The organism is Tenacibaculum jejuense (assembly GCF_900198195.1).
GTDB classification, from domain to species: Bacteria; Bacteroidota; Bacteroidia; order Flavobacteriales; family Flavobacteriaceae; genus Polaribacter; species Polaribacter jejuensis.
The window spans coordinates 1,086,365-1,106,851 of the sequence record NZ_LT899436.1 but is presented as its reverse complement, the minus strand read 5'-3'; the positions used below and the strand labels follow the sequence as shown (position 1 = coordinate 1,106,851).

Here is a 20,487-nt window from a genome sequence, read left to right as displayed (position 1 = left end):
CCAGTCATAGATTATTATTTTTTGGTATTTTTTAGTGTTTTTTAATTGTGTTTCCTGCAACTATATTTTTTATATCTTTACAGGGCTATGAAAAATTTACTTAGGTATATACCTATGCATATATTGCTATGTGTAATTTTTGGTATATACATACAACACAAGTACTCACTTATTATTACCCACAATTTAATATTATTTTTAGGGGTATGTTTATTCTTAATTTTTTTAAACTTAGTACGTATATTGAAACGTACAACGTATCAAAAGTTTAGCTTCGCTTTATGCTTTATTGTTTTAGGTATGACTACTAAATTCATAACAAACGATATGAATTCAAAAAAGTTCTATACCAATTTTCTATCTTCTGAAAATACTATTGTACTAGAGATAAGTAATCAATTAAAATCTAATAGTTACTCTCATAAATTTATTGCAAATATTATTCAAGTAAATGATAAAAGTTCTAGCGGAAAAGTGATTCTATACCTTGATAAATCGTATGATTTTGATACTATAAATTTTAGTCATTTAATAATCCCTCAAGCTAAATTGCAATACATATCCAATGCCAAAAACCCTCATGAATTTAACTATGCAGAATATTTGAAAAACCAAGGAATAATTCATCAATTACATCTAAATAAAGGCAGTTTTACAACTGTAAAAAACGACAGGATTTCATTATCTAAATTCGTTTTAACTTTAAGAAAACAAATACAAAAGAGCCTTAAAAAATATTCTTTCTCAAAAGATCAATTAGCTGTTACTAATGCATTGCTATTAGGTCAACGTCAAGACCTATCTTCAGAATTAAAAGAAAATTACACAAAAGCTGGAGCTATTCATATTTTAGCTATATCAGGCTTACACATTGGAATTGTATGCTACTTATTAAACTTTCTTTTAACATGCTTATTACCATTAAAAAAAAGTAAATACTTAAGGGTTGTTTTGACTTTAATACTTTTATGGTTTTTCGCATTTTTCACAGGGATGTCAGCATCTGTTGTAAGAGCAACAACAATGTTTACTTTTATCATGATTGGAAATCAAATTAAGAGAAATCAACCTGTTGAATTTTCTTTAGTAAGCTCTATGTTATGTATACTTTTAGTAGAGCCGATGTTTCTATTCGATATAGGATTCCAATTGAGTTATTTAGCCGTATTTGGTATCATCTGGATTCAACCTCTTCTGAAGAAACTTTGGACACCCAGAACATTCTTTTTAAATAAATTTTGGAAATTAACAACAGTTTCTATGGCTGCACAAATAAGTACATTACCTATTAGTCTTTATTATTTTCATCAGTTTCCAAGTTTATTTTTAATCGCTAACTTATTTATTATACCTTGTATTGGTTTTATTTTAAGTTTAGGTTTAATTGTTCTAATATTAGCTTACTGTGAAATACTACCTGAGTTTTTAGTGACTCTTTACAGTAGCATCATATCATGGATGAACCTAATCATTAGTAAAGTTGCTTCGTATGAAGATTTTATCTTTAGTCATATTCATCTTCCTTTTCGGAATATGATTCTATATTATATTATAATGTTAATTATAATTTCACTTCTCAAAAAATTCAAATTAAAACTGCTTTTCATTTTATTAGGATGCATACTGTGTTTACAATCGCTTTATATTTTTCAAAGACATGAAATAAAATCACAACAAGAGATTATAGTATTTCATAAAAATAAGCATTCATTAATTGGTATACGAAATAGTAACTCAATTGATTTGATCAGTAATCTTGATAGTTTAGCTATTTCTAAATTAAAGTTTTTTGATGCCTATAAAACAAAAGAAAACATCAAAAATCACACTAAGTCATCCAAAAAAGAAGTCATTGGATTTTTAAATTATAAATATCTTATTATAGATAGTTTAGCGATTTATCCAAAAAAGAAATTAGAAAATACAATTGTTATATTGAAGAACTCTCCAAAATTGAATTTAGAACGTCTTATAAAAGAAATAAATCCAAAATTAATTATTAGTGATGGATCAAATTATAAAAGTTATATAAAACGTTGGTCAGAAATTTGCGCTATACAAAAAACACCATTTCATAATACAAATGAAGATGGTGCTTATATTTTAAAAAAGTAACTTTTAGTTACAAAGAACTTTTGAAGTTTTTTTCGAAGTCTTTCCATGGAGTTGTTTTGTAAGCTTCTCCACTGAAATAAGATAATATTTTTTCAAATCTTTCTTTTTGTAAATACCCAGGAACTGTTTGAATTAACTGTTCTTCTGCATTAAAAAAAGCTGTAGAAGGATAACTCATTTTCCCGTTCATTATCGTTGCAGCTAACTGGTGATATTTACTTTTTCCTTGTTGTACAAATTTAAAGGTTTTACCCTTAAAAGTGATGTCACCTTTTCCTTCTCCATCCATTTTAACAGCGTAATAATTATCGTTAATAAATTTTACGATAACTTCATTTTTATAAGTTGTGGCGTCCATTCGTTTACACCAGCCACACCAGTCTGTATATAAATCTACTAAAATAGGTTTAGGTGTAGTTTTATTTAATTCTATTGCCTTCTCGAAAGACATCCAATTTACTTCCTGTGCTTTTGCTGTGATCGCTGTTAATACAAAAACAGCAACTAAAAAAATATTTTTCATACTTTATATGTCTCAATAAGTATTCCAAATTTACAAAAAAACCTACCAAGTTGTATTTGGTAGGTTTATTTTATTATTTGTTAAGTAAAAAATCTTTATTTAACTCCGTGCATTAGTTTTTTAATTACTGGATATAATACAGCCGAAAGAACAGCTAAGGCAAAAGATATAATAGTTAATAACCAGAAAAAGCTACTTAAGCCATTATCCTTTGCTATAGTCTCTGAAGACTCTGCAAATACACCTGCTAACTTCATTCCTATGGCTACTGCTAAATAATAAACTCCGAACATAAAAGCAATCATTCTTCCTGGTACTAATTTAGACACATATGATAATGCTACTGGAGAAATACATAATTCTCCCATAGTATGGAATAGGTACACTAAAACTAACCAAATCATACTTACAGAAGCAGTTTTAGCACCTACAGGTATAGAAGCAGAACCTATAGCTACACATGCCATACCTAATCCTAATAACCCCATTCCTATAGCCCATTTCATATTTGCATTTGGGTTATATTTACTTTCCCACCAACGAGAAAATAGTGGGGCTAAAGTGATTATAAACAGAGAATTCAAAATTCCAAACCAAGAAGCATCTACTTCAGCCACATCAGCACTAAATTTATCTACTAGTCTATATAAAGCTATAAACCAAACAATCACAAAACTTAGTGCCAATACTATATTTGAAAATGAATATTTTTTAAATGTTTTCTTAAATAATAAGGATAACACCCAAGTGATAATAACCAAAGGAACAATAGTAATTAATGCGTCTATAATTTTAAAAATAAAAGCTGAGTTGCCTTCTAAAACTCTATTTGTATAATCTTTAGCAAAAATTGTTAATGAACTAGGCGCCTGTTCAAAGACAGCCCAAAAGAATATAGTTACAAAACAAAAGAAAGTAACAGCTAACATTCTATCTCTGGTAATTTTATCATAACGAGGAATTCTCATCACTAATAAAGAAATAAATATTAAGAAAGCAGCTATTATAGCTATAGTTGCTCCAGATAAACCAGATATTTCAAATGGAAAAATATTATACTTTCCTTCAGATATTTTTGAAATAGGATCATTAAAAATCCAAAGTAATCCTAACATTGAAGAAACTGCAATAAGAGCTTTTTCTAATCCAGTAAAAGGATTTCTCTTTACTTCTTTATCAACCGTTGTATCATCAGTTGTATTTAAAACCTCATCTAAAACATCAACGTTCTTATTTTTTGCTTCTTTACCTATGTCTCCAAATATTCCTTGGATTAACCAAAACTGTAATAAACCAAACAACATAAAAATACCTGCTACTCCAAATCCCCATGACCATCCAATCTTTTCACCTAAGTATCCACATAATAAAATTCCTAAGAAAGCTCCAGCATTAACTCCCATGTAAAAAATTGTATAGGCTCCATCTTTTTTCTCAGGTTTACCATTATACATTTCTGAAATAATAGAAGTCATATTTGGTTTAAAAAAACCACTTCCAAATACTAATAAAGCTAAACCCGAATAAATAAAAAACGGAGTTTCTACTGCCATACAAGCATGACCTAAAGTCATTAATAAAGCACCTACTACAACAGCCTTTCTTATACCTATTACGTTATCAGCAAAATATCCTCCTAAAAGTGTAGATAAATATACAAGTGAAGTGTAAGTCCCAAAAATAGCATAAGCCCATTCTCTTGGCCAACCCCAACCTTCATCCATTATTGAAGCAGTGAAAAACATCACTAAAAGAGCACGCATCCCATAATAAGAAAAACGTTCCCACATTTCAGTAAAGAAAAGTACAAACAATCCTGCTGGATGCCCAATTACTTTGTCTTTAAATAAATTCTCTATATCAGTGTTCATTGTAAATTATTTGGTTATTAATTATCTGCTAGTTCAAAACCTTCAGCTTCTTCATTCTTAAGATCTCTTTCTTTTTCTTCTACTCCATGTGTAAGTCTCTTAAGAGGCTTTAACATTAAAATAAAAAGACCTCCTATTAATACTGTAAAAATTAAGATTCCTGAGAAGATCGTTAACTCTCCAAAATCAGAAGCAGACTCACCTATTATACCTGCAACCTTATTTCCTAACCCAGTAGCTGCAAAATAAACTCCCATCATTAAGGATGCATATTTAACAGGAGCTAATTTAGTTATGAATGATAATGCTACAGGAGAGATACATAATTCTCCTAGTGTATGAAATAAATAAGCCAAAACAAGCCATATCATACTAGAACTACCAGATTTTTCAAACTCCATAGCTGCAAAAACCATAAACAAAAATCCAAATCCCATAATAATAATACCTAAAGCCATTTTGAATAATGATGATGCTTCTTTAGACTTTAACTTTCGTTTTGCCCAAAAGCTAGCTACAGCAGTTGCAAATAAAATTATAAAACCTGCATTTAAACTTTGAAACATTACTGTAGGTACTTTCCACCCGAAAAGATCCCTATCAGTCTTAGTATCTGTATATAAATTCATTAGACCTCCAGCTTGTTCAAATGCTCCCCAGAAAATTATCACCATTATAAAGGATAATAATAAAACTAAAAATCTGTCTTTAAAAACTTGAGTTTCCAGTTCTTTATAAATCATCATTAACAATGCTGTAATAGCTGTAAGGGTTAAAAATAACAATCCATATCCCCAACCTAAATTAAACCATCCTATAGCAGATGCTACAATTAACAATAAAGTTATTATCAATTGTTTTGAAGACTTTAATAGCTTACCATAAAGTTGACCATAAGAAATTTCATTTTCATCTTCTTTATCGACATTTAAATTACCAACGTGAGTTAAATACTTTTGACCATAGATATAATTAATTAAACCTAGAACCATTACAATTCCAGCCAAACCAAAACCTGCATGCCAACCCCACTCTGCAACAACTAATCCCACAATCATAGTAGCAAGTAATGACCCTAAATTAATCCCAATGTAGAATACACTAAAACCTTTATCTCTCCTTATATCTCCTTCTTTATATAGGCCTCCAACCATTGAAGAAATATTTGGTTTTAACAAACCAACTCCAGCAATAACTAATCCAAGTCCTGTATAAAAAGCCCAAGTATCAGTCATAACTAACACTCCATGGCCTAAACATAAAATTATAGCTCCGAGCAAAACTGATTTTTTTTGCCCTAATAATTTATCAGCAATCATTCCTCCAGGGATAGAGGCAACATAAACTAACATTGTATACCACCCGTATAATGCTAAAGCTTCCTTTTCTGTCCAACCTAAACCTGCTCCTCTGGCATCCTCTCCTAAAGTTGATGCTGTCATATATAATACAAGTAATGCTCTCATACCATAGTATGAAAAACGTTCCCACATTTCAGTTAAGAACAGAATATAGAGTCCTATTGGTTGTCCAAAAAGCTCTTTTTGTTTAATTGCTGAATCTTTCATAAAAATTAGTCAAAGTTTTGTTTTTATTTAGTTTTTTAAACTCTTCAATACAAAGTTGGTCATCTTTGTATATAAGTTAAGTCTCGTATTTTTCCCTCTGTAAATACCATGAGTTCTATCAGGATAAATAAACAAATCAAACTGTTTGTTTGCTTCTACCAAAGCATTTACCATTCTCATTGTATTTTGAACATGAACATTATCATCACCAGATCCATGTACTAATAAATAATCTCCTTTTAGTTTATCAGCATGTGAGATAGGTGAATTTTCGTCATAACCAGATGCGTTTTCTTGTGGTGTAGTCATATAACGTTCTGTATAAACAGTATCATAAAAACGCCAAGAAGTTACTGGTGCTACAGCAATAGCCATAGAAAAAACATCATTTCCTTTTAAAAGACAGTTTGTACTCATAAAGCCACCATAAGACCATCCCCAAATTCCAATATTTTCTGCATCAATATAATTTTCATTAGCAAAAAATTTAGCTACTGCTATCTGATCTTCTACTTCATACTTCCCTAATTCTTTCTGAGTAACTTTCTTAAAATCTCTTCCTTTATATCCAGTTCCACGTCCATCTACACATGCAACTATTATACCTTTTTGCGCTAACATTTGGTGCCAATAATCATTACTAGAATTCCACCTGTTAGAAACCTGTTGAGAACCAGGTCCTGAATATTGAAATAATAATAGTGGATATTTTTTTGTAGGATCGAAATCTGCAGGTTTAATCATCCACATATTTAAATCATTACCATTAATATTATATGTGAAAAATTCTTTCTTACTCATTTTATATCCTTTCATCTTCACATAAAGGTCTATATTATCTTTAAGTGTTTTGATCTTTTTCCCATCACCATTGTATAATGTATAAGTAGGTACTTGAGTAGCAGAAGAATGTGTATTAATAAAATACTTCATGTTTTTACTAAATGAAGCACTACTTTGTCCACTTTTATCTGTAAGTAATTTTTTATCAGAACCATCTAATCCAATAGCATAAACACCTCTGTTTATAGATCCATTTTCTACAGATTGATAATATATCTTATTATTTGTTTTACTTAAACCATAGTAATTCGTTACGTCCCAATCTCCTTTAGTAATTTGGTTTTTCAATGTACCGTCTTCGTTGTAATGGTAAATATGGTTATAACCATCTCTCTCACTCGTCCAGATAAAACTATTATCTTCTAAAAAAGTTAAATTATCTTGTACATCTACATAAGCTTCATCTTTCTCATTTAATACTACTTTTAAATTTCCTGTATTTGCATTAAAGAAAAATAACTTTAAATCATTCTGATTTCTATTTAAAGTAGTGATTGATAATATTTCTGGTTTATTTGTCCATTGCATTCTTGGTATATATTCATAACTCCCAAGATCTACTCTACTTACTGTTCTTTGAGGAACATTAAATAACTCTAATGTAACAACAGCGTTTTTTTCACCAGCTTTAGGATACTTAAATGTATGCGTTGAAGGATATAATTCATTCCCTGTAACATTCATTGTAAATTGTGCTACTTCTTTTTCATCAAATCGTAAAAAAGCTAAGAACTTACTATCCTTGCTCCACTCAAAAGCTTTTACAAAAGCAAATTCTTCTTCGTAAACCCAGTCTGTAGTACCATTAATGATAGCATTTATTTTTCCATCGTTAGTTACTCTTATTTCTCTATTTCCTTCAAGATCTCTAACATACAAGTTGTTGTCTTTAGCATAAGCTACTTTTTTACTATCTGGGGAAAAAGTTGGTTCTTGTATATCTTCTCCTAAAGAAATTAAATCTTTAGTTGCTATATCGTAAATAAAGTACGTTCCTTTATAAGAATGACGGTAAACTTGTTTGAAGTTAGTTCCTAATAATAACTTTGTTTCATTATCATTAAAAGAGTAAGAACTAAAATAATCTAAGTTAGGTAAGTTTCTTCCATCAACAATTGTTTCTACTTTTTGTTGTGTTTCGTAGCTATACTTATCTACTGTAGCTGTTCTCGTTTCTCTATTAAAACCTAATACCGTGTAAAAATCTCCATTCATAGATCTTAAGGCATTCATTCTATCTGCAGAGAATGATCCATTCCAAATCTCCTCTAATGTAATTTCTTTTAAATTATTTGTAGTAGATTGACTTTTAGCTGAAAAAAAAGTCACCAAAATTACTAAAAAGCATATTTTTTTCATGAAGTATCTTATTTATTTGATGATTTAATAAAACGACTGCCAAGTTTACGAAAAAATAATAAATTTTACTGTAATTTAACAGAAAACTACGATTATAAATTTTGATTAAAAGGAAAGAATTATCTTTGTTTCGTTATTAAAAATAAGATGAATGTCGAAGATTATTTCTGGCTTTTCTAAGCTAACTAAAGAAGGGAAAATAGATTGGTTAGCTCAAAATTACTTCAATAATCAACCTGAAATTATTCAAATCATTAAACAATATTGGAATGTTGATGAAAAATTACAACAACTCCATGATGACTTTATTGAGAATACAATTTCTAATTTTTATATGCCTTACGGTGTTGCTCCTAACTTTATTATTAATGGTAAAGAATATGTAATACCAATGGTAATTGAAGAAAGTTCTGTTGTAGCAGCAGCAGCCAAAGTAGCAAAATACTGGAGTACTAGAGGAGGATTTAAAACTGAAGTAATTTCTACTACTAAAATCGGACAAGTACATTTTATTTATGCCGGAAATAAAAAAGATTTAGAGACTTATTTCAACCTTAATAAAACAGAATTATATGCCGCTACTGCTTCTATAACCAGAAATATGGAAAAGCGTGGTGGTGGTATTTTAGATATTGAATTAAAAGATAAAACGGCTGATTTAGAAAATTACTATCAACTTCATGTCACTTTTGAGACAAAAGATAGCATGGGAGCAAATTTTATCAATTCTTGTTTAGAAGCTATTGCTAAAAAATTTCAGAAAGAAGATATCGAAATTATTATGAGTATTCTTTCTAATTATGTACCTGAGTGTATCGTAAAAGCAGAAGTGAGTTGCCCTATTGAAGACTTAGGAGGAGAAAATCCTGAAAAATTTGCTTATAAATTTGAACAAGCTGTTAAAATCGCAGAAATAGAACCTTACAGAGCAGTTACTCATAATAAAGGAATTATGAACGGAATTGATGCTGTTGTTTTAGCTACTGGAAATGATTTTAGAGCTATAGAATCTGGTGCACATGCTTTTGCTGCTAGAAATGGAAAATACTCTAGTTTAACACATTGTGAAGTTAAAAATGGAATTTTTAAATTTTGGATTGAAATTCCATTAGCTCTAGGAACTGTTGGTGGTTTAACCGCTTTACATCCAATGGCAAGATTATCGTTAGACATGATGCAAAAACCTAATGCGAGAGATTTAATGCAAATTATCGCCGCTGCTGGTTTAGCCCAAAACTTTGCTGCATTAAGAGCTTTAACAACAAAAGGAATTCAGCATGGACATATGAAAATGCATTTGATGAATATTCTTAACCAACACAATGCAACTGCTCAAGAGAAAGAAAGTATCAGTTCTTTTTTTGAAAACAAAACTGTATCTCACAGTGCTGTTATAGAAAAACTAGAAGAGTTACGTAAGCCAAAAATAAATTGGGTAGATATTACCAACGAAACAGAAATCAGGGAAACTCTTGGAAAATTATCTCAAGAAAGTAAACCCGTCTTTGGAACTATGAATGCTCAACAGATGATTGAACATTTAAGCGCTGTAACTCAAATTCCGAATGGAAACTTGAAGATAGATGTTTTTGTTGAAGATGAAAAAACAGCTCGCAGGAGACCATTTTTAGATACCAATAACGAAATACAACCTGGTTTTAGAGCCTCATTTTTATCTGACACTCCAACACCAACTAAATTTAGCTCTATTGATGAAGCTATAGACGATTTAATTATTCAACTTCGATTATTTTTTGATGCATTTGAAAAAGATAGTACTAGAACTGTAGTACATCCTTTCTTTGGTGAACTTGATTTTGAATATTGGAAAAAGTTTCAAGTAAAGCATTTTACACATCATTTTAAACAGTTTGGATTGGTGTAAAATGGATAGTTTTTTGGTAAATACTGGAAGAAAACAATTTTTTATAGTATCTAGTTTTATCATTCTAGCTTCACTATACACTATTGGTATTTATATCTATTACAGTACTTTACATGGCTATTATTTAAACTATATCAAATCTGAAATAGTTTTAGAGGTTTTCTATTTAGCTGTAGTTCTGTATTCTTTAATTTCAGTATACAAAGGACGTAAATGGGGTATGTATTTTTTAATTGGTTTTTTCTCTTATAAAATATATTATGCTTTAGGTAGTATTTCATGGTTTTATTCCATTAAAAATAACTTATTAGGTAGAATTACTTACAACTATAGCTTAAACTTTGATATTGTTATTTATTGTATAGCAATATTGTATTTTTGTTTCTCTAAAAGTTTTAAAGAGTTTATAAAATATCAAAAAACAAAATTTACTCGGGTGCAGTCGAGAAATAATTAAATTATAAAAGGTTTAGGCTGCATACGACCTAATATTGATTTTGGATAAATATTATAGTAACGGAAAATTATTATTAACAGGAGAATATCTTGTTTTAGATGGAGCAACTTCTTTAGCTGTTCCTACAAAATATGGACAAGATTTAACGGTAACACCAATCGATCAACCTGAATTAATTTGGGGAAGTTTTACTAATACTGGCGAATGTTGGTTTGAAGCTTCATTTGATGTACCTAAACTTCGTTTAACCTCAGCTACTTTTAACTCAGATCAAGAAGGAAGTTCTGATCAAATAGCTGAAACTTTACAAAATATTTTACAAGAAGCTAGAAAGTTAAATCCAGATTTTCTAAATTCTAATCAAGGTTATATTGTGAAAACTCATTTAACTTTTCCGCAGAATTGGGGACTAGGAAGCTCATCAACATTAATCAATAACATCGCATCTTGGGCAAATGTAAATCCTTTCACTTTACTTTGGAATGCTTTTTCTGGCAGTGGTTATGATATTGCTTGTGCAAAACACGATTCGCCTATTTTTTATCAGTTAGAAGATAAAAAACCAACTATTACAGAAGTAAACTTCTCTCCTACTTTTTCAAACGATTTGTATTTTGTTTTTTTAAATCAAAAACAAAACAGTAGAGAAGGTATAAAAAGATACAAGGAAAAAAGACATAAACTAGAAAACGAAATTCAACTCATTTCTCAAATTTCTAAAGATTTAATTACATCGAAAAACTTATCTGATTTTGAAGATTTACTAAATACTCACGAAAATTTAGTTTCCTCTATTATCGAATTACCCAAAGTAAAAGATAGATTATTTTCAGATTATTTTGGTACTGTAAAAAGTTTAGGTGCTTGGGGTGGAGATTTTGTTTTAGCTACAGGAAACAACGAAACTCCAGAATATTTTAAGAATAAAGGTTTTGAAATTATCATTCCTTACAACGAAATGGTTTTATGAATAAAATCGTAATTATAGGCGGTGGTGCTGCTGGTTTTTTCACAGCAATTAATGCAAAAGAATTAAATCCTGACTTAGATATTACCATCCTTGAAAAAGGTAAGGAAGTATTACAAAAAGTAAAAATATCTGGTGGAGGACGTTGTAATGTTACTCATGCTTGTTTTGAGCCAAAAGAACTTATAAAATTTTACCCAAGAGGAAGTAAAGAACTTTTAGGTCCTTTTCATCAATTTATGACTGGCGATACTTTTGAATGGTTTGAAAACAGAGATGTTCCTTTAAAAATTGAAAATGATAATCGTGTTTTTCCTGAAGCTAATACTTCTCAGGCTGTTATCGATTGTTTTCAAAAAGCTGTTGAAAAACTAAATATCAAAGTGTTAACAAGTCAAAATGTAACTTCATTTTATCAACAAGAAAATAAATGGGTTATTAACACAAAAAATGATTCTTTTATTGCTGATAAATTAGTTATAGCTGCTGGTAGTAGTAAGAAGATTTGGGAACTCTCAAAAGAACTGGGGCATTCTGTCATTAACACTGTTCCTTCTCTATTCACTTTCAATATTAAAGATGAAAGAATTAAAGATTTAGGTGGAATTTCTGTACCCAATGCTAGTGTGAAAATTCTAGACAGCAAACTTGAAAACTTCGGACCACTTTTAATTACACACTGGGGATTAAGTGGACCTGCGGTTTTAAAATTATCTGCATTTGGAGCACGAATTTTAGCAGAGAAAAAATACAGTTATAAAGTTGCTGTAAATTGGTTATCTAAATCAACCAATCAAATTACAGAAGAATTAAATCGTTTAAAGAAAGTAAACGCAAAAAAACAAATTGGATTAAAATCTCCTTTTAGTGAAATTCCTAGACGTTTATGGGAACGATTTTTAAACGCATCTCATATTGAATTACAGCAAAATTGGGCTAATATTACAAAAACACAAACTTCACAATTAGCAGAACAGTTAACAAACGCTGTGTTTTTAGCGGAGGGTAAATCTACATTTAAAGATGAATTTGTAACAGCTGGTGGAATTGATTTAAAAGAGATTAACTTCAAACGTTTTGAAAGTAAGTTACATCAAAATTTATTTTTTGTTGGTGAAATTCTAAATATCGATGCGGTTACTGGTGGGTTTAATTTCCAAAATGCTTGGACAGGAGGTTTTATATGTGCTAATGCAATTAGTGGTTAGTGAAAAGTTTTCACTAACCACTAATTGTGAGTTTAAATTTTTAAGACTCAGATTCTATTTTTCCCAAAGAATTACTCTTCCACAGACTCATAACAATTAAAAACCATTGTATATCCATGTTCTTTGGCTTCGTCGTAGTGATCTTTATAATCTTTTTCTAACTCGTCTGGGTTTTCGATTTCATAAAAATCGTCTTCTACATTTTGTACTAACCAACCTTCTTCTTCAGTGTAATATTTAGCCAATTGAATAGCTCCTTCACCATCAACATAGTCTATGTATACACTAACGTAAGCTCCTACAACTTTTTCAAAATATTCTGTCCCTTTTTTAGGTACTGCATGTAAATTAATTAAATACATAAATTATTGTTTTTTTTAGTTAATAACTCATCACTGTACCATAATACAGCAATTGAAATGTTTGTACATCTAAGATAAGATAATACATCGACATCATAATACCATAATTGGTTTTATCGTAAAATAAATGATCGAAAAAAGATAGTTTTTGTTCTTCAAAATCGTAATATTCATTATCTGTTTTAAAGTGTTCTTTTGTGAAATTTTCTAACTGAGACAATTTATGCACATTTACCCTTAATGAAAAGTTATATAAGCTATCTAGTTTTACTTTAAGTTTTTTTGCTCTTTTGGTCAGCTTGCCTTGTGGCGTAAATAATAGCTTCTTGTAGTGATTTTCCTGTAATAAATCGTAAACAACTCGTTCTGTATTTACTTCTTTTTGAATTGTATCAATAAAACTTTTAACATTATTAGATAACCTATTTAGTTCTCCAATTAAAACTTTAGTTTTTTGAAACATTAATGGTTTTTCCTCTGCTTGCCTTTCAAAAAAAGCAGTTCTTCCTTCTATAATTTCATGACTAACATAAATTGCTTTCTCTAAAGATTCGTGTCCTTTATTAGTTACATATTGATGTTGACCACTTAAAATTAAAGTCAAAAAAAGAAATACTACTAAAATTATTCTCTGCCCCATGATTACAGTCTATACTACTTTAAATGTACAATATTAAGATAAACTCTTATAAATTCAGATGCCTTGTAAACGATTAAGATATAGTTTAAATTATACTAAATTCAATACAACAATAAACTTTTTGAACTTTACAATTAAATTTAGTTTAGCCTAACTCTCCTCGATGTGGCTTTAGTGCATCTCGAAATATTTTCATTATTGATTCATCTACCGTTACAAAAGCTAACGTATACATTTCATTGATTTCTTTATGATCAATTTCGTAAACATCTAAACTTTCAATTTGAGCAAATTCTTTTAAATGTATGCAATGATGTTTTGCTGTTTCTAAAGCATCTGGACCTTTAAAATCCCAAATCAATTTTATTTTTCTACTCATAATGCAAAAATACCCAATTCTAATTTGAAAAGGGTATTTAATGTTTCAATACAATTATTCAACTATTTCCTTTTTTGTTTTACATTAAAATCATAGTTAATTTTTCTTTTGAGATAATCTTTAAGTGGTGGTAAACCTATTTCTGCTCTTCTTTTATCAACATATTCAGGTTCTAAAATTGGTAAAGGCGCTAACTTATGATTTAAATCGTAAGCAAACTGCATTCCGTACAACTGATTTTTACCTGTATTTACCAATATTCTATCTTGAATTTTTGCAAATTCTACGCAGCTCCCTTGTTGCTTTACACAAGCTTCTTTTATTCTTGGCAAATACTTTATTCTAATTGCTTCTTTTTCATGATGATTGATCACTAACAAAGGACCATCTGCAGCTAGTTTTCCAACATCTTCATATGTAGGCCAACCATAATTTTTAATCAACTTTTCTAGTTTAATAAAATTTTCTTTTGCCGTTTGCTTTTTTACAAATGCTAACGGATAATACCAATGAGGCGCTTTCCCATTTTTTACAAAAAACTGTTTCGCCATATCCATATGATAATCAAACATCTGATCTCTAACAATTAGCCTAAGAAGTTTTCTTGCGTATTCTGGCTTTTTCAACTTTCCTTTTTCTTTTTGATATTTATCGAATTGATTTGCTTCAATAGTTTTCCATCGGATATCATCATGCAACGATAACAAATCATTATCTGCCAAAACCCACAATGAACTATCACCTTTTAAAGCTTTAAGTAAATAATGATACGCATTGTCTATTTGATGAGACAAGGCATAAGCACATGCTAAATTGTAGGTATTTTTTGAATTAGTTGCATCTTTATCAAACGCAGTTTTATAAGCTTGAATTGATTTTTCCAACTCTCCTTCTCTTCTATATTTGTCTCCTTCTTGTTGAGAAAACAAACTTCCAAAAAAGAAGGTAAACACAACTATACATAGACTTCTCATACTTTTTCTTTTTTCAATACATGCTCTTTTCCCTGAAACTTCACTAGTACTGTATTATCTTTCTTATTAAAATTGAAAAGAATTCCCATAGCATCGTATTTAAATACATTTTTCTTTAACGCTATTAAGTTGAAGATTGGCTGTCCTGTAGCTTGAGCCATCAAAGTATTTTTCTCTTTGGTGAATGTAATTTTGAAAGGAAAAGTTTCACCTCCATAAACTCCTAAAAAAGGTTCTAAATCTTCAGCTTTTAACTTCACTAAAGAATTACTTTGCATAGATGGGTCGTTTTTAAAATATAGATCTAAAACTTTAAAAATAAGGTTTGATAAACTTATTTTATTAACTCCGTTACAAGTTATGGTAAAACCAACTTTTTTACTCGGAATGTATCCTGCTATCGATCGAAATCCATCAATAGAACCATTATGTCCGTACAAATTCATCCCACGATATTGAAAAATAGAAAGCCCCATCCCTAAACCTTCTTTTGGTGTTGTCATTTGTTTTAAAAAATTGTCAAACAATAATTTTCCAGAAAATAAACGATCAAAGAAAATATTCACTTCCGTAGCCGTTGAAACAATTCCTCCAGCCCCAATTGGTCCATTAATATTTGTAATTAATTCAACTGGATTCCATTTATCATTTTCAAAATAATACGATTTAGCTCCATTGTCTTTTACTGCAATATCTTTTCCTAAATAAGTATGATCTAAATCTAAAGCATCAGCTATTCTTTCCTCAAAAATCTTAGCGTATGGTTTCTTTTCAATCTCCTCAGCAACATAAGACAACAGTATAAAATTCGTGTTTGAATATGACGCTTTTGAATCTGGATTAAAAACAGATGTAGTTCCTTGAATCTTTTCTAACATTTCTTCACGAGTTCTATAATCTGCAATCCAAGTTGAAAAATCTTTAATTTCTGTAACATTAAACAGTCCACTTCTATGATACAACATATCTTGTATTCTGATATTTTCAGAATTTGGCACTTTAGGAAAGAAAGCACTCAATTTTGTATTAAGAGTTAATTTCTTCTCGCTTATTAATTGCAATATGATAGTTGCGGTGTAAGTTTTAGTAATTGAAGCAATTCTATAATTCGAATAAGCATTAGCTTCTAATTTATCTTCAACAGAAATGAAACCCGTAGATTTATTGAATACTTCATTTCCATTTTTAAAAATAGATATCGTTCCTATGGCTTTATTTTCTAAAGCCAAATCAGTAAATAATTTATCGATTTCTGCTAGATTCTCACTCTGACTCCAGGTAAAAAAAACGCATAGAAATCCCACTAAAAAAAAGATACTTTTTTTCATTTTATTGAATTTTAAAAAAATTAAATAGGTTAGACTAAGCGTTTTTGCTCTTTCTTAAATGTAGTACTATAATACCAAAACGTGCAACTAGAAAAGTAAAAATACCGAAAGTTGGAGATAGCAATCCTATTTTTAAACCTCCAGCTAAAACTTGAGTAGCAACATCATATTCAATTGAAGAAATTGCATCAAAAGCAGTAATCAAACCAATCATCATTCCTAAAAACCCCCATACTAAAGCAAATAAACTAACATGGCTTATCAGCTCTTTTAATTTACCCTCCAAGTCTTGTTTTAAAAAAGAAAAAACGATTAAACCTATACAAATTAGCAGCATCAAAAAAATAGGATACATAAAAAAAGGTCCTCCTTCGTTCATTCTTTTAAATAATTCTCCTAAAATTAAAAAGTTCATAAGTATTTTGTTTTAAAGTTAATACACTCACAAATGTATTTGGAATACGAACTAGTTTTTACTCTTTTCGACGAATAACAAATCTAGTAATAAAGACTACAGAATATTAATGACTTTTAACAAATCTGTTAAAACCCTTACTTTTTTTGAATTTCATCGCTAGATATTATTTTTTCACTTAAAAAAGTTGATATTGCAATGATGGAAAACTTAAAAGTGTTTTTAGGGATATTTATTAAAGGAACTATACATTTACTTTTTTGGGTAGGAGTTTATTTTTTTTACACTTATTATCTAGGTTACGGAAGTACAAACATTAAGTATATCAATAAATTCACCTACTATCTAATGCCAATAACTATTAGCATAGGATATTTCTTTTTATATTTTCTGATACCAAAATACTTGTTAGTAAAAAAACACTTCTTTTTTATCTTATACTCAATTTATACATTTATTATTTCCTTCTTCTTTATTGCTTTTTCAATTTTTTACGGAATGATTTCTTCTAGCCATTTAAGCTCTGGAAAGACTCCTCCGTTAACCAAAACAATTCCGTACATCATTTTTGGTGTATATTTTATCATATTAATAATAATTTTTATTGGTCTTGTTATTCAAAATTATAAGTCAACCTTAAGAGATGAAGATTTAAAAAATAAATTTTTACAAACACAACTACAATTAAAAGAACAAGAATTAAAGTATTTGAAAATGCAAATTCACCCTCATTTCTTGTTTAATACACTAAACACACTGTATGGTTTTGCTCTTAAAAAAGCAGACGAAGCTCCAGATATGATTTTAAAACTTTCGAGTCTTTTAGATTATATCTTATACCAAGTTGAAAAACCTGAAGTACTTCTTGTTAATGAAATACAACATATTGAAGATTACATCTCTTTAGAGAAAATGAGGTTTCAAGATAGTTTAAATGTCAAATTCTCTAAAGAAATACACAAAGATTCTCTTTTAATTTCTCCTATGATTTTCCTCCCATTTGTAGAAAATGCTTTTAAACATGGTATGCAGATTAACGGAATTCTAACTATTGATATGAATATTAAAACTTCAGAAAACTCAATCAACTTTTCAATTTCAAATTCTCATAAGAATTTTATGAAATCAAAAAAAGGAATTGGATTAACTAATATTAAAAAAAGACTCACGATGTTATTTCAAAATAATTTTACTCTTGAAACTAAATCGTCAGATAATATTTACGAAGTACAACTAAAAATACCAGCTAGAAATGAATAATATATTTACTTGTGTTGTTGTTGATGACGAACCTGTTGCTAGAGAAATCATAGAATCTTTTATACAAAAAACACCCAGTTTGTCTTTAGCTGCTAGTTTTTCAAATGCATTAGAAACCATTCAGTTTGCTCAAGAAAACGAAGCAGATATATATTTTCTAGACATTAATATGCCTGAGATTAATGGCTTAAGCTTAGCTAAAATTGTAAATTCAGATGCACATATAATTTTCACTACAGCATATCGCGATTATGCTATTGATGGTTTTAACCTTAACGTAATCGATTATTTACTAAAACCAATTGCATTCGATCGTTTTTTACAAGCCATAAAAAAAATACCTCAAAAAAGACAAACCATTCAAAAGGTTGAAAATAAAAACAGTAATGAAAGTTTTCTATTTGTTAGGTCTGAAAGGAAAATGGTAAAAGTTAATTACAGGGATATTATTTATATTGAAAGCCTAAGTGATTACCTTAAAATTCATCTTCAAGAAAAAACAATAGTCACAAGAGAAACTATAAGTAACATAGAGAATAAATTACCAGAAAAACTGTTTATTAGAGTACATAGATCTTTTATAGTAGCTGTTCATTTTATAGATGCTTACACCAATGAATTTATAGAAATAAATAACAAAGCAATTCCTATAAGTCGAAATTATAAAGAAAGTACACTACAAAAGTTGACAGGTATTTAAGTGAAAGGCTATCTTTACACAAAAATTAAAGGTTTGAGTATTAACACAACTTCTTTTATTCCTAAAGAATTAGATTTTTCAATCAAAGAAACTACTGTAACTTGGAAAACCCCAAGTAATATAGCTTTAGTTAAATACTGGGGAAAAACCAATCCTCAACTACCAAAAAATGCTTCAATAAGTTTTACCTTAAGTAATTGCCATACAAAGACTAAAATTACTTTTACCAAAACTAAAAAAGTAAAAGAAGCAGATTTTGAATTATTTTTCGAAGGAAAAAAGAAAGATGAATTTAAACCTAAAATAGCTACCTTCTTTGAAAGAATAGTTACCTATTGTCCCTATATTTTAGAATATAAAATGGAAATTCATTCAGAGAACTCGTTTCCTCATAGTAGTGGAATTGCTTCTTCTGCAAGTGGAATGAGTGCTATAGCTGCATGTTTAATGAGTTTAGAAAAATCATTAGACAACACAATTTCAGAAGAATTTTTCAACCAAAAAGCGTCTTTCTTAGCTCGTTTGGGTTCTGGTAGTGCGAGTAGAAGTATTGAAGGTCCTTTAGTAATTTGGGGAAAACACGATGATTTTGAAACAAGCTCTGATTTGTATGGTGTAAAATTCCCTCATTACGTACACTCCATTTTTGACAACTACCAAGACACTATTTTATTAGTTGACAAAGGAGAAAAACAAGTTTCAAGTACCGTTGGTCACAACTTAATGTTCGATCATCCTTATGCAGAAAATCGTTTCAAACAAGCAAATGATAATTTGAGTAAAATTTCAAAAATTTTACAAACTGGTAATATTAAAGAGTTCATTAAACTGGTAGAAAGTGAAGCCTTGACTTTACACGCAATGATGCTTACTAGTGATCCTTACTTCATTTTAATGAAACCTAATACTTTAAAAATTATTAATGAAATTTGGGAATACAGAACTAAAACAAACAGCAATGTTTGTTTCACTTTAGATGCTGGCGCAAATGTTCATTTATTATATCCTAATAACGAGAAAGAAAAAATCCATAGTTTTATAGATCAAAAGCTTTCTCAATATTGTCAAAAAGGTCAATATATTCATGATTTCTCAGGAAACGGAGCAGCCTTAATTTAATTTTTATGAGAACTGTATTTATCTTATTATTTGTTTTTTCCTCGGTTAATATTTTAGCTCAAAAAACTACATGGTACGATAATAACTGGAAAGAAGTAAAACAAACTGAAGCTGTTTTTTATGTTCCAATGCCAAAGAAGGTTAAAAATGGATATTGGATTGTAAAGTTTTATAAAAACGGAAATCGATATTTAGAAGGTTACAGTAGTAATTCAAAAATTAATAATGAATTATTCGAAGGAATCGTTAATTACTATGATATTCATGGCGCACTTTCTAAAAAAGTAAGTTATAAGAACGGCATTATAAACGGACCAAAGAGAACTTATTTTAAAACTGGTGAACTCCAATCTTTAGGACGTTTTAAAAATGGAAAAGAAAATGGGGTTTGGAAAACTTTTTACAAAAACGGAAAAATAAAAACTAGAGGAAAATACAAAGACGGTGAAAAAGTTGGGATTTGGAAAACCTTTTACAAAAATGTTTATTAAATATTGAGTATCTTTGTGATTAG

Annotated in this window: 19 protein-coding genes; 9 read left to right on the top strand and 10 right to left on the bottom strand. The window is 29.3% G+C overall.

What is annotated here, in order from left to right:
• Window positions 1-87 precede the first annotated feature (87 nt).
• Window positions 88-2,115 carry a ComEC/Rec2 family competence protein gene (locus AQ1685_RS05130; protein ID WP_095070051.1) on the top strand — a complete coding sequence of 676 codons (2,028 nt, stop codon included), beginning with the start codon at window positions 88-90 and terminating at the stop codon, window positions 2,113-2,115.
• Window positions 2,116-2,122: 7 nt separating this feature from the next.
• Here AQ1685_RS05130 and AQ1685_RS05125 read toward each other — a convergent pair whose 3' ends face one another.
• The 4 genes from AQ1685_RS05125 to AQ1685_RS05110 all read right to left on the bottom strand — a co-directional run bounded on the left by AQ1685_RS05125 (window position 2,123) and on the right by AQ1685_RS05110 (window position 8,279).
• Window positions 2,123-2,638: a thioredoxin family protein gene (locus AQ1685_RS05125; RefSeq protein WP_095070050.1), complete on the bottom strand. Its 516-nt coding sequence runs from the start codon at window positions 2,636-2,638 to the stop codon at window positions 2,123-2,125.
• Window positions 2,639-2,733: 95 nt separating this feature from the next.
• Window positions 2,734-4,509 (bottom strand): peptide MFS transporter, encoded by a 1,776-nt coding sequence (locus tag AQ1685_RS05120; RefSeq protein WP_095070049.1) that lies wholly within the window; start codon window positions 4,507-4,509, stop codon window positions 2,734-2,736.
• 17 nt (window positions 4,510-4,526) lie between these two features.
• Window positions 4,527-6,077: a peptide MFS transporter gene (locus AQ1685_RS05115; RefSeq protein ID WP_095070047.1), complete on the bottom strand. Its 1,551-nt coding sequence runs from the start codon at window positions 6,075-6,077 to the stop codon at window positions 4,527-4,529.
• A 27-nt stretch (window positions 6,078-6,104) separates the two neighbouring features.
• Entirely contained in the window at window positions 6,105-8,279 is a 2,175-nt protein-coding gene (locus AQ1685_RS05110; protein ID WP_157730108.1) for a S9 family peptidase, read from the bottom strand.
• 151 nt (window positions 8,280-8,430) lie between these two features.
• Here AQ1685_RS05110 and AQ1685_RS05105 point away from each other — a divergent pair, with 151 nt between their 5' ends.
• The 4 genes from AQ1685_RS05105 to AQ1685_RS05090 are packed head-to-tail and all read left to right on the top strand — an operon-like array spanning window position 8,431 to window position 12,796.
• Window positions 8,431-10,164: a hydroxymethylglutaryl-CoA reductase, degradative gene (locus tag AQ1685_RS05105; RefSeq protein WP_095070046.1), complete on the top strand. Its 1,734-nt coding sequence runs from the start codon at window positions 8,431-8,433 to the stop codon at window positions 10,162-10,164.
• Between the two features lies 1 nt (window position 10,165).
• The gene (locus tag AQ1685_RS05100) at window positions 10,166-10,621 is read left to right on the top strand and encodes a hypothetical protein (protein ID WP_095070044.1); all 456 of its coding nucleotides are present in this window, start codon (window positions 10,166-10,168) and stop codon (window positions 10,619-10,621) included.
• Window positions 10,622-10,661: 40 nt separating this feature from the next.
• Window positions 10,662-11,591 carry a GYDIA family GHMP kinase gene (locus AQ1685_RS05095; RefSeq protein ID WP_095070043.1) on the top strand — a complete coding sequence of 310 codons (930 nt, stop codon included), beginning with the start codon at window positions 10,662-10,664 and terminating at the stop codon, window positions 11,589-11,591.
• Window positions 11,588-12,796: a BaiN/RdsA family NAD(P)/FAD-dependent oxidoreductase gene (locus AQ1685_RS05090; protein ID WP_095070042.1), complete on the top strand. Its 1,209-nt coding sequence runs from the start codon at window positions 11,588-11,590 to the stop codon at window positions 12,794-12,796. The genes AQ1685_RS05095 and AQ1685_RS05090 overlap by 4 nt, the downstream gene beginning before the upstream one ends.
• Before the next feature lie 71 nt (window positions 12,797-12,867).
• On the opposite strand, the gene AQ1685_RS05085 is transcribed toward AQ1685_RS05090, so the two are convergent.
• The 6 genes from AQ1685_RS05085 to AQ1685_RS05060 form a co-directional block, all read right to left on the bottom strand.
• Window positions 12,868-13,158 carry a hypothetical protein gene (locus tag AQ1685_RS05085; protein WP_095070040.1) on the bottom strand — a complete coding sequence of 97 codons (291 nt, stop codon included), beginning with the start codon at window positions 13,156-13,158 and terminating at the stop codon, window positions 12,868-12,870.
• 19 nt (window positions 13,159-13,177) lie between these two features.
• Complete coding sequence (locus AQ1685_RS05080; protein WP_095070039.1) at window positions 13,178-13,798, bottom strand: hypothetical protein; 621 nt, start codon at window positions 13,796-13,798, stop codon at window positions 13,178-13,180.
• A gap of 145 nt (window positions 13,799-13,943) precedes the next feature.
• Entirely contained in the window at window positions 13,944-14,177 is a 234-nt protein-coding gene (locus tag AQ1685_RS05075; protein ID WP_095070038.1) for a hypothetical protein, read from the bottom strand.
• A gap of 62 nt (window positions 14,178-14,239) precedes the next feature.
• On the bottom strand, window positions 14,240-15,151 hold the full coding sequence (locus tag AQ1685_RS05070; protein ID WP_095070036.1) for a DUF6624 domain-containing protein: 912 nt from the start codon (window positions 15,149-15,151) through the stop codon (window positions 14,240-14,242).
• The gene (locus AQ1685_RS05065; protein WP_095070035.1) at window positions 15,148-16,479 is read right to left on the bottom strand and encodes a serine hydrolase domain-containing protein; all 1,332 of its coding nucleotides are present in this window, start codon (window positions 16,477-16,479) and stop codon (window positions 15,148-15,150) included. Before AQ1685_RS05065 ends, AQ1685_RS05070 begins: the two co-directional genes overlap by 4 nt.
• Window positions 16,480-16,513: 34 nt before the next feature.
• Window positions 16,514-16,894, bottom strand: coding sequence for a MotA/TolQ/ExbB proton channel family protein (locus AQ1685_RS05060; protein WP_095070034.1), 381 nt, complete (start codon window positions 16,892-16,894; stop codon window positions 16,514-16,516).
• Between the two features lie 201 nt (window positions 16,895-17,095).
• On the opposite strand from AQ1685_RS05060, the gene AQ1685_RS05055 reads away from it, so the two are divergent.
• From AQ1685_RS05055 to AQ1685_RS05040, 4 genes are read left to right on the top strand one after another with little or no spacing between them, the layout of a single operon-like run.
• On the top strand, window positions 17,096-18,154 hold the full coding sequence (locus AQ1685_RS05055; protein WP_157730107.1) for a sensor histidine kinase: 1,059 nt from the start codon (window positions 17,096-17,098) through the stop codon (window positions 18,152-18,154).
• Entirely contained in the window at window positions 18,147-18,854 is a 708-nt protein-coding gene (locus AQ1685_RS05050) for a LytR/AlgR family response regulator transcription factor (protein ID WP_095070031.1), read from the top strand. Before AQ1685_RS05055 ends, AQ1685_RS05050 begins: the two co-directional genes overlap by 8 nt.
• Before the next feature lie 39 nt (window positions 18,855-18,893).
• Window positions 18,894-19,973: a diphosphomevalonate decarboxylase gene (gene mvaD / locus AQ1685_RS05045; RefSeq protein ID WP_095075005.1), complete on the top strand. Its 1,080-nt coding sequence runs from the start codon at window positions 18,894-18,896 to the stop codon at window positions 19,971-19,973.
• Between the two features lie 5 nt (window positions 19,974-19,978).
• The gene (locus AQ1685_RS05040) at window positions 19,979-20,464 is read left to right on the top strand and encodes a toxin-antitoxin system YwqK family antitoxin (protein ID WP_095070029.1); all 486 of its coding nucleotides are present in this window, start codon (window positions 19,979-19,981) and stop codon (window positions 20,462-20,464) included.
• Window positions 20,465-20,487: the final 23 nt, after the last annotated feature.